At 70.3% G+C, this 11,609-nt stretch carries 11 protein-coding genes and 1 pseudogene; 5 read left to right on the forward strand and 7 right to left on the reverse strand.

Going from position 1 to position 11,609, the window contains the following annotated elements:
* Both GY24_RS17750 and GY24_RS15775 read left to right on the forward strand, forming a co-directional pair.
* Nucleotides 1–259: pseudogene (locus GY24_RS17750) on the forward strand (TetR/AcrR family transcriptional regulator); the annotation flags it as partial.
* 7 nt (nucleotides 260–266) lie between these two features.
* Nucleotides 267–560, forward strand: coding sequence for a hypothetical protein (locus GY24_RS15775; protein ID WP_104477402.1), 294 nt, complete (start codon nucleotides 267–269; stop codon nucleotides 558–560).
* Nucleotides 561–623: 63 nt separating this feature from the next.
* On the opposite strand, the gene GY24_RS15780 is transcribed toward GY24_RS15775, so the two are convergent.
* Both GY24_RS15780 and GY24_RS15785 read right to left on the reverse strand, forming a co-directional pair.
* Nucleotides 624–1,502, reverse strand: a complete 879-nt coding sequence (locus GY24_RS15780) for a M48 family metalloprotease (RefSeq protein ID WP_104477404.1) — start codon at nucleotides 1,500–1,502, stop codon at nucleotides 624–626.
* Between the two features lie 54 nt (nucleotides 1,503–1,556).
* Nucleotides 1,557–2,123 (reverse strand): LemA family protein, encoded by a 567-nt coding sequence (locus tag GY24_RS15785; RefSeq protein ID WP_104477406.1) that lies wholly within the window; start codon nucleotides 2,121–2,123, stop codon nucleotides 1,557–1,559.
* Nucleotides 2,124–2,331: 208 nt separating this feature from the next.
* Between GY24_RS15785 and GY24_RS17935 the strand changes: the two genes are divergently transcribed.
* Together GY24_RS17935 and GY24_RS17940 are read left to right on the forward strand one after the other, a co-directional pair.
* Nucleotides 2,332–3,132, forward strand: coding sequence for an ABC transporter ATP-binding protein (locus GY24_RS17935; RefSeq protein ID WP_104477408.1), 801 nt, complete (start codon nucleotides 2,332–2,334; stop codon nucleotides 3,130–3,132).
* Nucleotides 3,129–3,863, forward strand: a complete 735-nt coding sequence (locus tag GY24_RS17940; RefSeq protein WP_104477410.1) for an ABC transporter permease — start codon at nucleotides 3,129–3,131, stop codon at nucleotides 3,861–3,863. The genes GY24_RS17935 and GY24_RS17940 overlap by 4 nt, the downstream gene beginning before the upstream one ends.
* 506 nt (nucleotides 3,864–4,369) lie before the next feature.
* Here the strand turns inward: GY24_RS17940 and GY24_RS15800 are convergent.
* The 5 genes from GY24_RS15800 to GY24_RS15820 all read right to left on the reverse strand — a co-directional run bounded on the left by GY24_RS15800 (nucleotide 4,370) and on the right by GY24_RS15820 (nucleotide 10,704).
* The gene (locus GY24_RS15800; RefSeq protein WP_104477412.1) at nucleotides 4,370–5,788 is read right to left on the reverse strand and encodes an HNH endonuclease signature motif containing protein; all 1,419 of its coding nucleotides are present in this window, start codon (nucleotides 5,786–5,788) and stop codon (nucleotides 4,370–4,372) included.
* Between the two features lie 359 nt (nucleotides 5,789–6,147).
* Complete coding sequence (locus GY24_RS15805) at nucleotides 6,148–7,476, reverse strand: D-arabinono-1,4-lactone oxidase (RefSeq protein WP_104477414.1); 1,329 nt, start codon at nucleotides 7,474–7,476, stop codon at nucleotides 6,148–6,150.
* A gap of 71 nt (nucleotides 7,477–7,547) precedes the next feature.
* On the reverse strand, nucleotides 7,548–8,768 hold the full coding sequence (locus GY24_RS15810) for an alanine racemase (protein WP_104477420.1): 1,221 nt from the start codon (nucleotides 8,766–8,768) through the stop codon (nucleotides 7,548–7,550).
* Nucleotides 8,769–8,818: 50 nt separating this feature from the next.
* Nucleotides 8,819–10,111, reverse strand: coding sequence for an MFS transporter (locus tag GY24_RS15815; RefSeq protein ID WP_104477416.1), 1,293 nt, complete (start codon nucleotides 10,109–10,111; stop codon nucleotides 8,819–8,821).
* Nucleotides 10,108–10,704, reverse strand: a complete 597-nt coding sequence (locus GY24_RS15820; RefSeq protein ID WP_104477418.1) for a TetR/AcrR family transcriptional regulator — start codon at nucleotides 10,702–10,704, stop codon at nucleotides 10,108–10,110. Before GY24_RS15820 ends, GY24_RS15815 begins: the two co-directional genes overlap by 4 nt.
* 169 nt (nucleotides 10,705–10,873) lie before the next feature.
* Here GY24_RS15820 and GY24_RS15825 point away from each other — a divergent pair.
* Nucleotides 10,874–11,609, forward strand: a 736-nt coding sequence (locus GY24_RS15825) for a Ppx/GppA phosphatase family protein (protein WP_104477422.1), incomplete at its 3' end; no start/stop codon positions are given.

Here is an 11,609-nt window from a genome sequence, read left to right on the forward strand (position 1 = left end):
CGTGCACCAGTACGCCCTGATGGCCTCCCTTGTGCTCTCCACCGCCGCCGGTATCGCGCGGGCCCGCGGAGAGCGGGCCCCGGCCGAGAACGAGAAGAGCCCCTGGATCGAGGGTCCGCTGCTGGCGGACCCGCGCAAGTACCCGCTGATCGCCTCCCTCGCCGGCAAGCTCGCCGACCTGGAGGACCACAGCCTGTTCATCTTCGGCGTCGACGCGCTGATCGAATCGGCGGAGCGCCGTGCAGCCGCCCAGCAGTGAGCCCCGCGTGGTGCAGCTGCGCCGGTACCAGCTGGCGCCCGGCAGCTACGCCGAGTTCACCCGGTGGTGGGCCGAGCGGATGCGGCCGCTGCGCCTCGCTGCCGGCTTCGAGATCGAGCTCGCCTACGGGCTGCCCGAGTCGGAGGAGTTCGTCTGGGCCGTGAGCGCGCCCGGCGACCGAGCCGCGTTCCAGGCCCTCGAGGCCGCGTACCTGGCGTCGGCGGAGCGCGCGGAGGTCATGCTGACGCAGCCGGAGCGGGCGCTGTCGATGCGGGTCGAGTTCGTCGAGCAGATCGGTTAGCCGCCGGCATCCGCGCCGGACACCCGGCCCGAGCGTCCCGACGGCCCAACGGCCGAACAGACGCTAGAAGGTGCCGCCCATGGTGCGCAGCCGCTCGACCCGCTCGGCGATCGGCGGGTGGGTGCTGAACAGGCGGTCCATGATGCCGGGTTTCAGCGGGTCGGCGATCCAGAGGTGCGCCATCGATGAGTTCTGGCGCTGCATCGGCCGGCCGTAGGCCTCCAGCTTGAGCAGCGCGTTGGCAAGGGCCTCCGGGTGCCGGGTGGTCATCGCGCCCGTGGCGTCGGCCAGGTACTCGCGCTGCCGGGAGACGGCCATCTGCACCATGCCGGCCACGAGCGGGGCGACCAGCATGGCCACCAGGCCGAAGACCATGACGACCGGGTTGCTGTTGTTGTTGCTGTTGCGGCTGAAGAAGGCCATTCGCATCAGCATGTCGGCGATGAAGCCGACGGCCAGGACGAGCCCGAAGACGACCATCGAGAGGCGGATGTCGTAGTTGCGCACGTGGCCGAGCTCGTGCGCCATGACACCCTCGAGCTCGGAGTCGTCCATGATCTCGAGCAGCCCCGTCGTCGCGGCGACGATGGCGTGCTCCGGATCGCGCCCGGTGGCGAAGGCGTTCGGCGCAGGGTCGTTGATGATGTAGACCTTCGGCATGGGCGTGCCGGTGGTGATCGAGAGGTTCTCGACGACGCGCCAGAGCCGGGGGTGGTCGGTCACCGAGGTGACCTCGATGCCGCCGCTCATGGCGACGGCCTGCCTGCTGGCCAGGAAGTACTGGAACACGGCGTACAGCGTCGCCACGACGAGCGTCGTCACCACGATCGACGGGCTCTGGTAGATGGTCCCGGCCAACCAGCCCAGGCCGCCGATGATCAGCAGAAAGAAGATGATGATGAAGACGGTGTTGCGCTTGTTGCGGGCTATCGCGCTATACATGTTTCCTGATCACGGAGTCCTGGGCAGGGGCGGGGTACGTGTGTGGGGTTCGTTCTAGAACTGCACGCGGGGCGGCTCGGCGATCGCCGCGGCATCCGCCACCTCGAAGAACTGACGCTCGCCGAAGCCGAGCTTGCCCGCGAAGAAGTTGTTCGGGAACACCTTGATCTTGGTGTTCATCTCGCGCACGCCACCGTTGTAGAAGCGGCGCGCGGCCTGGATCTTGTCCTCGGTGTCGACAAGCTCGCCCTGCAGCTGCAGGTAGTTCTGGCTGGCCTGGAGCTGCGGGTAGGCCTCGGCCACCGCGAAGATGCTCTTCAGCGCGCTCTGCATGTGGTTCTCAGCGACGGTCGCATCGGCCGGCGTCTGCACCGAGAGGCTCTCGGCGCGGGCCTTGGCGACGCTCTCGAACACGCCACGCTCGTGGGCGGCGTAGCCCTTGACGGTCTCGATCAGGTTCGGGATCAGGTCGGCACGGCGCTTCAGCTGCACGGTGATGTCACTCCACGCCTCGTCGACGCGCACATTCAGCGTGACCAACGAGTTGTACGTCGCCCAGAGGTAGATGCCGACGATGGCAGCGAGGACGACGACGATAAGAATCGGGATGAGCCATTCCATGGCAGATGCTCCTTGAGAACGCGTGTTTGTAGTGCGGGACTTGCTTGGGTGCTTCTCCATACTATGGGTCGGTTTCCGGCATTCATGGCGTTCCCACCAGACTCCAAGGCGCCCCGCCGCATACTCCCGGCCTGCCGCCGCGACGCGCCGTGAAAACGACCCCGGTTCGGGGGTATCTGCGCGGCGGGAAGGGGCGAATAATACGAGCATGACAATCACTGCGGATGTCGCCGACGTCGCCATCAGCATCGACGCGCTGCATGTGCAGCGCGGGAAGAGCCCCGTGCTGCACGGGCTGCGGCTCACCGTTCCGCGCGGCCAGGTGGTCGGCCTGCTCGGTCCGAGCGGATGCGGCAAGACCACCCTGATGCGCTCGATCGTCGGTGTGCAGCAGATCGAGTCGGGCACGGTGACGGTGCTCGGCCAGCCCGGCGGCAGCGCCGGGCTCCGGCACAGGATCGGCTACGTCACCCAGGCGGCCAGCGTCTACGACGATCTCACGGTGCGGCAGAACCTCGACTACTTCCGCCGCGTACTCGGGGCTCCGGCCGGGGACACGCAGCGTGTGCTCGAGGCGACCGCGCTCACCCCGCAGGCCGAGCGCCTCGCCGGCGATCTCTCGGGCGGCCAGCGCAGCCGGGTGTCGCTGGCCACGGCGCTGCTCGGCTCCCCCGAGCTGCTGGTGCTCGACGAGCCGACGGTGGGTCTCGACCCGGTGCTGCGGGTCGAGTTGTGGGAGATGTTCCATCGGCTCGCGAGATCCGGCGTCAGCCTGCTCGTCTCCAGCCACGTGATGGACGAGGCCACCCGCTGCGACCGACTGCTGCTCATGCGGGACGGCGAGATCCTCTTCGACGACACCCCGGCGGCGCTGCTCGCCAGCACCGGCAAGAGCGACGCCGAAAGCGCCTTCCTCGAGGTGATCACGCGGCAGGGCCCGCCGACGCCTGCCCGGCACGTGCTGCCGCGCAAGCGCCCGGGCCACGGCGCGCGGAGGGAGCACTCGTGAACGCGCGGAGGCTGTTCGCGACCACGGGCCGAGTGCTCACCCAGATCCGGCACGACCCCCGCACCATCGCGCTGCTCCTGCTCGTGCCGACGCTGCTGATCGGCCTCGTGGCGTGGATCTTCTCCGACACGACGGTCTTCGACACGATCGGGCCGGCGATGATCGCTCTGTTCCCCTTCATCGTCATGTTCTTGGTGACCAGCATCGCCACGCTGCGGGAGCGCCGCACCGGCACCCTGGAGCGGCTGCTGGCGATGCCGCTCGGCCGCGGCGACTTCCTGGCCGGCTACACGCTCGCCTTCGGCGGCCTCGCCGTGGTGCAGGCCAGCATCGCCGTCGCCTTCGCTGTCTGGGTGTGCGGTCTGGAGATCTCCGGCCCAATCGGCCTGCTGCTGCTTGTGGCGGTGATGGACGCCGTGCTCGGCACCACGCTCGGCCTGCTGGCGAGCGCGTTCGCCCGCACCGAGTTTCAGGTGGTGCAGTTCATGCCGGTCATCGTGTTCCCGCAGATCCTGCTCGGCGGCATCTTCCTGCCGCGCGACCAGCTGCCAGATGTGCTCCACGCGATCAGCGACTGGCTGCCGCTCTCGCACGCGATCGACGCGCTGAACGATGTCGCAGCCGGCGTCGCCGACTACGGCCCCGTCTGGGTCGACGTCGCCATCATCGCCGCGTGGGCGATCGGCGCGGTCGTGCTCGGCTCACTGACGCTGCGGCGACGGACGCCGTAGCCCCGGTATCCGGCCGAAAGCCGACCCCGGTGCGGGGTCTCGATACGCTCGTTCCTCGCTACTCGACCAACGGAAGCGGGCAACCCCCGCTGGCTCGAGGGAGCGCCAGCGACCGAAGCCACCCCGCCTCCCCGCTGGTCGAGTGGGCCCGCCAGGGCCGTATCGAGACCCGGCATCCGGCCGGCAACCGAGCCCCCGCACGAGGTCTCGATACGCTCGTTCCTCGCTACTCGACCAACGGAAGCGGGCAACCCCCGCTGGCTCGAGGGAGCGCCAGCGACCGAAGCCACCCCGCCTCCCGCTGGTCGAGTAGGCCCGCCAGGGCCGTATCGAGACCCGGCATCGGGCCGACAACCGAGCCCGAGCACGAGGTCTCGATACGCTCGTTCCTCGCTACTCGACCAACGGAAGCGGGCAACCCCCGCTGGCTCGAGGGAGCGCCAGCGACCGAAGCCCTGAGCGTCTCGCGGGATCGGGTTGTGCGGGTTTCGTCCTGGCCGCGGCTTCTACTCGACGAGGACGGGCTGGCGCTCCCGCTGTTGTTCGAGGAGGTCGGCCAGCTGGGTGCGGGAACTCGTGGATCTTCGCCAGGGAGTCTCGGCGTCGGTGCGGCCATTTCGGAGCCAGGGCGGCGGCTTCACGTGTGGGACGCCGTCGATCATGAGGATCCGCCAGCCGCTCGTCTCGATCGTGCGGTGGTGGAACCAGCAGAGCAGCACCCCGTTGCAGGTCTCGGTCTCGCCACCATCCCGGTACGCGATGACGTGGTGGATCTCGGACCACGCCGCCGGGATGGTGCAGCCGGGGATGATGCAGCCACCATCGCGCAGGCTGATCGCCCGCCGCTGGGCCGCGTTGAACACCCGGTCGGTCGTGCTCAAGCTGACCAGCGTGCCGTCGTCCCCGATCAAGACGTGCTGCTGCCCGCCGGCGCAGATGAACTGCTCGACCGCCCCCAGTGAGATGGGCGCCTCGCAGCCCTCAATGAACCCGGACCCGGCCCCCGCGGCCAGGTCGGCCTGCCGCACCGAGACCAGCACGGTCGGGGCGGCCCCGCCCATCGTCGGGGCGGCGGCGCTGCGGGCGGCTCCGTCGATCAGGCTGGCGAAGACGTCGTGCCGGGCCTGGGCGGTGGCCCGGGGGTCTTTCGGCTGGTCCGGGTCGGTGTCGTTGAAGGTGGGCTTCGAGCGCGGGCTCAGGTACGCGTTCAGCAGGGTCTCGAACTTCGCGTCGATCTCCGGCAGCAGCGCCATCTTGCGGTGCACCAGGCCGTCCCGGGTGAGGCCGCCGCTGATGCCGCGGGCGGCCATGGCGCGCTCCTCGGCCGGGACGGTGCCGTCCTCGTCCAGGACGTTCTCCCAGACCCGGGCCTGGCCGCGCACCTCGTCGGCCGCGAACGGCAGCGGCGACTCCGCGGTGGGGCCGGTGGCGGCGGCCACGAGCGCGGTCTCGGCGAGCTCGACGTTGAGGTCGCCGACCCGGGCCCGGATCGGGTCCAGGGTGTCGACGATGGCCAGGGCGCTGTCGTAGCCGAGGGTGCCGGCCGCCAGCGCGGACGCGACCTGTTCGAAGCGGGCCGGCATCGTGTCGCCGCTCAGCGCGGTGCGGGGCCGCACGGCCGCCCCGAGCCGCATCCGCTGCGTGATCGTCCGCTCGGACGCCAGCGTGACCCGGGCTAAGAGCTCGACGGCATTGCGGCAGCCCTTCCTGGCCGACAAGCGGTCCTCGCCGAGCTCCCGGCGGGAGCGGAACGCGACCTCCCCGGCCGCGCGGATGCGGAGCGCGTCGGCGAGCCGGCCGACGGCCTCGGCCGTCGCGGTGAGCTCGAGCAGGGCGTCATCGCGCAGCATCCGCTCATCGGATCCGGCGAGTGCGCGAGCCAGGAGAGACTGTGCCTCTGCCAGCTGCCCCGCCGCGTCTTCCATGCTCCTATTCTACGGCGGAATGCAAGCATTTTCCGAGAAAAATACCTGATGTGGATAACTTTCTGCTCGTGCGGCGGGGTCTCGATACGCTCGTTCCTCGCTACTCGACCAACGGGTTGCGGCGGGGCTCGTGGCCGGTTTCGACGGGCTCGACCAGGGGGCTTCGGTCGCTCGTTCCACGCTCCCTCAGCCGACGTGGAGAGAGGGCCCAGCCGACGTGGAAGGGAGGGACGCGGGGGAAGCACGCTGGCTCGAGGGAGCGCCAGCGACCGAAGCCCTGACACAACAGGAGGCGGGCGGGGCGTCGACAAGCTCAACCAACCGAACCCTCTGGACGGGCTCCGCCCAGGGGGCGGCGCTCAGTCGCCGAGCACCCGGCGCAGGTACGGGTTCGCGAAGACGCGGTCCGGGTCCAGCTGGTCGCGCACGGCGAGGAAGTCGTCGAAGCGCGGGTACACGGCGCGCAGCGACTCGGCGTCGCGGTAGTGCATCTTGCCCCAGTGCGGCCGGCCGTCGTGTGCGATCATGATCTGCTCGACGGCGCGGAAGTACTCCTCCGGGTCCTCGCGGAAGAAGCGGTGCACTGCGATGTAGCCGCTCTCGCGGCCGTACGCCGTCGACAGCCAGTTGTCGTCGGCGGCCGCCGCGCGCACCTCCAACGGGAACGAGATCTTCCAGCCCATGCGCTCGATCAGCGCGCGCACCTCGGCGAGCGCGGCCGGCACCGCCTCCAGCGGCACCGCGTACTCCATTTCGCGGAAGCGCACCGTCCTGCTGGTGGTGAAGACGGACGGCGAGAGGTCGGTGAAGTCGCGGTTGCCGGTGACCTTGTCGGCCAGCCGGCTAAGTCGTGGGATGGTCGCCGGCGCGAGGCGACCGAGGTTGCACAGGGCCCGGTACAGGGTGTTGCCGACGAGTTCGTCGTCGACCCAACGCTTGAACGGCGGGATCGGGGCGAGCGCAGCGTCCCCCGGCAGCCGGGTGTTGGTCTTGGTCAGCGCCGTCTCGGTGTGCGGGAACCAGTAGAACTCGAAGTGGTCGACGGATGCCGTGCGCTCTAGGAACCCGTCCATGACTGCGGCCAGCGGCTCCGGCCGCTCGACGGCCTGCAACGCGAAGGCGGGCACCAGTTGCATCGTGATGTCGACGATCACGCCGAGCGCGCCGAGTCCGAGCCGGGCGGCCGGCAGCAGCTCGGCGTTCGACGTGTCGCCATTGCAGTCGGTGCCGATCCGCATCAGCTCGCCGCGACCCGTCACCAGCGTCAGCCCGATGATCTGGGTGGCGAGCCCCCCAAGCTTCAGGCCGGTGCCGTGCGTGCCCGTCGAGGTGGCGCCGGCGATGGTCTGCTTGTCGACATCGCCCATGTTCGGCAGGGCCATCCCCAGCGGGGCGAGCAGCCCGGGCAGCTGGTAGAGATTCGTGCCGGCCGCGAGGGTCACCTGGTGCTTGGCCACGTTGTGGGCGATGACGCCTCGCAGCCCGGAAAGCTCCAGCTGCACGCCGGGCGCCACCGCGATGCCGGTGAAGCTGTGCCCGGCTCCGATCGCCTTGATCGGGAGCCCGGCGGACGCGGCCGCCTGCACGGCGCGCTGCACGGCGCCGACGCTGGCCGGGCGTTCGACGCGCACCGGGCGCACCGACTCGCTGCGGCCCCAATTGCGCCAGATCGCCCCGGTCGCGGCCATAGTTGCTCCCCCACTGCTCGTTTCAGTCCCTGTCGCTCCCGGGGCGTGGCCCGCGCGGGTGCTCTCTCCGCTCACAGGAATGCCTTTCCCTCGCCGCGATAGGTGGGCATCATGCCCACCACCTGGTCGCCGTCGACCAGCGCGAATTCGTTGACGTGCTCGGCGAGCTCGCCGGACTTCGTGTGCCGCAGCCACACCCGGTCGCCGGGCCGCAGCCGGCGGGCCGCCTCCCCGGTGAGCGGGCTCTGCACCTCGCCGGCCATCTCGCGCGACACGTAGCTCAGGCCCTCCGGCCAGACCAGCTGCGGCAGCCTGTCGACGTTGGGCGGGCCGGATGCCACCCACCCGCCGCCCAGCATGGTGGCGGTGTCCCCCGTGGCCTTGCGCACGATCGGCAGCGCGAACGCGGCGGCCGGCGCCGGCGCGAAGTGCTCGTAGTTGTCGAAGAGGTGCCCGCCGAAGATCCCGCTGCCGGCGGCGATCTCGGTGACGGACGGGTCGCTCGCCGTGCTCTCCAGCGAGCCGGTGCCGCCGCCGTTGACGAACTGCAGCGGTGCGATGGCGCGCACAGCGGCCACCGCGGCGCCGCGGCGCTCGTGCAGCTCGGCGATGGACTGCTTCTGCATCCACCGGTTGACCGCGCCGTCGACGGGCTTGCCGATCGGCCGGTTGCCGACGCCGGCGATCTGCGCCTCGTACGCCATCATGCCGACGAGCTCGAAACCGGGCCGGGCGACGATGTAGCCGGCGAGTGCGCGGGTGTCCTCGACGCTGTGCACCGGGGACCGCCAGACGCCGAGGTGGCCCAGCACGGGCGCGTTCCAGGAGGCGTCGAGTTCCAGGCACACCCGGATGCTCTCCCGCTCCCCCGGCTTCAGCACCGCGTCGATGACATTCAGCTGATCGGGCGAGTCAACCATCAGCGTGACGCGGGCGGCCAGCTCCGGCGAGGTGGCGAGACGCCGGATGGCGGCCCGGTCCACGCTCGGGTAGCCGACGACGACGTCGTCGACCGTCTCGGCCAGCCAGAGTGCCTCGGCCAGCGTGTAGGCGAGCACGCCGTGGTAGCCGGGCAGGGCGAGCAGCTGCTCGATCACCCCGCGCACCCTGAGCGACTTGCTGGCCACCCGGATCGGTGTGCCGGCGGCCCGGCGCAGCATGTCGCTGGCGTTGTGCCGCAGCGCGTCCAGCGCCAGTACCGCGAAGGGCGGGTCCAGCTCGGCCGTGGCGGCGTCGAGGGCGCGCCAGTAGTCGGCGCCGTGGAAGCGGACGGGCAGCGCGGACGCCGCCATGCCGGCATCCGGCAGCTCGAAGCCAGAGCGCAGCGCGAGCTCAGTCGTCATCAGCGCACCCCTTTCACTCGCGAGACGGCCAGTGCCCCGGCGAAGGCGAAGACGGCCGACATGAGGAACAGCCCTTGGAAGCTGCCGAGCATCGCCACGGTCGCGGCGCCCAGCATCGGGGCGATGGCCTGCGGCACGGTGGTGGCGATGTTCATGATGCCGAGGTCCTTGCCGCGGCTGGCGGGGTCGGGCAGCACCTGGGTGGCCAGCGCCTGGTCGACCGAGAGGAAGCAGCCGTAGCCGAGCCCGAGCAGGCCGGCGGCGACCATGGCAACGGGCAGGCTGGGAAAGAACGCCAGCATCAGCGCGGCGACGGCCTGGGCACTCGACGACATGAACACGAAGGATTTGCGCCGGCCCAGGCGGTCCGAGAGCCGGCCGAGCACGAGCGAGGCGAGCACGACGAAGACCATGTAGATCAGGGTGAGCAGGATCAGGTTCTCTTCGGCGTTCGCGTCCTTCAGCTGGAACATCAGAAAGTACAGCAGCAGGCTCGTGCCGAAGGCGTTGCCGAAGTTCACCAGGATGCGGCTGAGCAGCGTCCAGCCGAAGTCGGGGTAGCGACGCGGGCTGATCCACAGGCTGGCCAGGATGCCGCGGGTGCTGAGCGGCTCGCGCTGCGTCGGCAGCAGCACGGCCTCCGGCTTGAGCAGGAACGGGATCATCAGCAGCACCAGCAGCACCGCCATCGAGAGGTAGCCCAGCAGCTGGCCCGTGAACACGGTGAGCACCAGCACGAGGCCCAGGATGGTGCCGACGGCCTGCGGCGCCGACATCCAGCCGGACACGTAGCCGCGCTGGTTCACCGGCACCTGGTCCGAGATGGTCGCGGTCAGCGCGGCCGTGAGCACGCAGAAGCCGGTGCTGGCGACGATCCAGCAGATCGCGATGCCCACCAGCTGGCTCTGGAAGCCGAGTGCGACCAGCGCGGCCGCGAACATCGCCGTGCCGGCGGCGATCCACGGCCGGCGGCGGCCGAAGCGGGAGGTGGTGCGGTCGCTCAGCGCGCCGGTCAGCGGGAAGGCGAGCATCGCGATCAGCCCGGCGATGCCGGAGATCACGCCGAACGCGACGACGCTGTCCGTCCACTGCGCCGGCTTGAGCTGGGCGTCGATCTGCAGGGGCAGCAGCATCTGCACGGGAGTCAGCTGCGCCATCCAGATGCCGAGCCAGGCGCTGCCGAAGGCCGCGATCCAGCGGCCGGGAACCCGCTGGGTCGGCTCGGCGAAGACGCCGGGCAGCGCCGGGGCGCCACCGCCGCTCGTGGCCGTGGTCGTGGGGTCGCCGCTCATGACTGCCTGCCCAATCCTGCGAGCGCATCCGCCGCAAAGTCCATCACGGATGCCGCCGCCGCGTCGTCGCGGTCGACCAGCCAGGAGACGGTCAACCCGTCGGTCAGCACCACCAGCAGGCGGGCCACCTCCTCGACGGGAAGGATCCAGCTCGTGCCCGTGTGCTCGGCCGCCGTCGTCAGCGCGGCCGCGGCGAGCGTGTAGTAGTGGTCGTACTGCAGCCGGGCGAGCGGCTCCATGCCCTCCGAGCGCAGCGCCTGCTGGGTGAGTTCGAGCATCGCCTGCTCGCGCAGCGGGTCGGCGCGCAACAGGTCGGCGTAGCGCTGCAGCCCGGCGCGGATGATGTCGCGCAGCGAGGCGTCGCCGTAGGGCCCGGGCAGCACGGCCGCCTCCTCGTGAGCCACGACGAAGGAGATGAGCTCGTGCATGAGCTCGTCGCGGGAGGAGAACGCGTAGTGGAAGCTGGCCAGCGACATGCCGGCCTCGGCGACGATGGCCCGCGTGGTGGCCGCCGCGACGCCCTGGGTGGCGACGACGCGCAGGGCCGCCTGGACGAGTGCCGCACGGCGTTCCGCCGCGGGGATGCGGGGCATCTGGACCTCCTTACACGACACTGAGCAAGTTTGTTCTCCGCCGCGCAAGTGTGCGACGTTTCAGAAGTGGGACATTCGACCCACTTGTTGAATGTGAAACAGTATGCACCATCGGCGTCCAAACCGCGCCATGTTCGCCGTGGTTGCCGCCGCGCGCTATCGTTCGAGAATGCGACTTGGAGTTCTCGACGTCGGTTCGAACACCGTCCACCTGCTGATCGTCGACGCCCACGTGGGGGCCGCGCCCGTTCCGATGGCCTCGCACAAATCGGTGTTGCGCCTGATGCGCTATCTGCTGCCGGACGGCTCGATCAGCGCGGAGGGCATCGACGCGATCCTCGAATCGGTGCGCTCGGCCGCCGCCGTCGCCCGCCAGAACAACATCGACGAGCTCCTGCCGATGGCGACATCCGCGCTCCGCGAGGCCACCAACGGCCAACAGGTGCTCGATCTGATCGCCGCGGAGACGGGCGTGGAGCTGCACGTGCTCTCGGGCGACGACGAGGCCCGGCTCACCTTCTTCGCCGTGCGCCGCTGGTACGGCTGGTCTGCCGCCGACACGCTGCTCTTCGACATCGGCGGCGGTTCGCTGGAGATCGCGGCCGGGGCCGACGAGTTCCCCGCCGTCTCACTGTCACTGCCGCTCGGCGCCGGCCGCAGCACGATCGCCTTCCTGCACGATGACCCGCCGACATCCGCCCAGATGAACGCACTGCGCGAGCACGCCCGCTCCGTGCTTGAGGAGGCGCTGCCCGCGTTCGCCGAGCTGCCCGCACCGGTGCACGTCGTCGGCTCGTCCAAGACGATCCGTTCGCTGGCCCGTCTGGCCGGCTCACTGGTGGACGGCGTCGGCGCGCTGGACCGCTCCCTGCTGCGCCGCTCGCAGCTGGAGGACTGGATCCCCC

Origin of the sequence: Microterricola pindariensis (assembly GCF_002936985.1) — a bacterium.
In the GTDB taxonomy this organism is placed as follows: domain Bacteria; phylum Actinomycetota; class Actinomycetes; order Actinomycetales; family Microbacteriaceae; genus Microterricola; species Microterricola pindariensis.

Bases quoted from the DNA above. Each gene is read 5' to 3' on its own strand.
- GY24_RS15780 (WP_104477404.1), bottom strand. From the start codon at position 1,502: ATGTATAGCGCGATAGCCCGCAACAAGCGCAACACCGTCTTCATCATC.
- GY24_RS15785 (WP_104477406.1), bottom strand. From the start codon at position 2,123: ATGGAATGGCTCATCCCGATTCTTATCGTCGTCGTCCTCGCTGCCATC.
- GY24_RS17935 (WP_104477408.1), top strand. From the start codon at position 2,332: ATGACAATCACTGCGGATGTCGCCGACGTCGCCATCAGCATCGACGCG.
- GY24_RS15800 (WP_104477412.1), bottom strand. From the start codon at position 5,788: ATGGAAGACGCGGCGGGGCAGCTGGCAGAGGCACAGTCTCTCCTGGCT.
- GY24_RS15805 (WP_104477414.1), bottom strand. From the start codon at position 7,476: ATGGCCGCGACCGGGGCGATCTGGCGCAATTGGGGCCGCAGCGAGTCG.
- GY24_RS15810 (WP_104477420.1), bottom strand. From the start codon at position 8,768: ATGGCGGCGTCCGCGCTGCCCGTCCGCTTCCACGGCGCCGACTACTGG.
- GY24_RS15815 (WP_104477416.1), bottom strand. From the start codon at position 10,111: ATGAGCGGCGACCCCACGACCACGGCCACGAGCGGCGGTGGCGCCCCG.
- GY24_RS15820 (WP_104477418.1), bottom strand. From the start codon at position 10,704: ATGCCCCGCATCCCCGCGGCGGAACGCCGTGCGGCACTCGTCCAGGCG.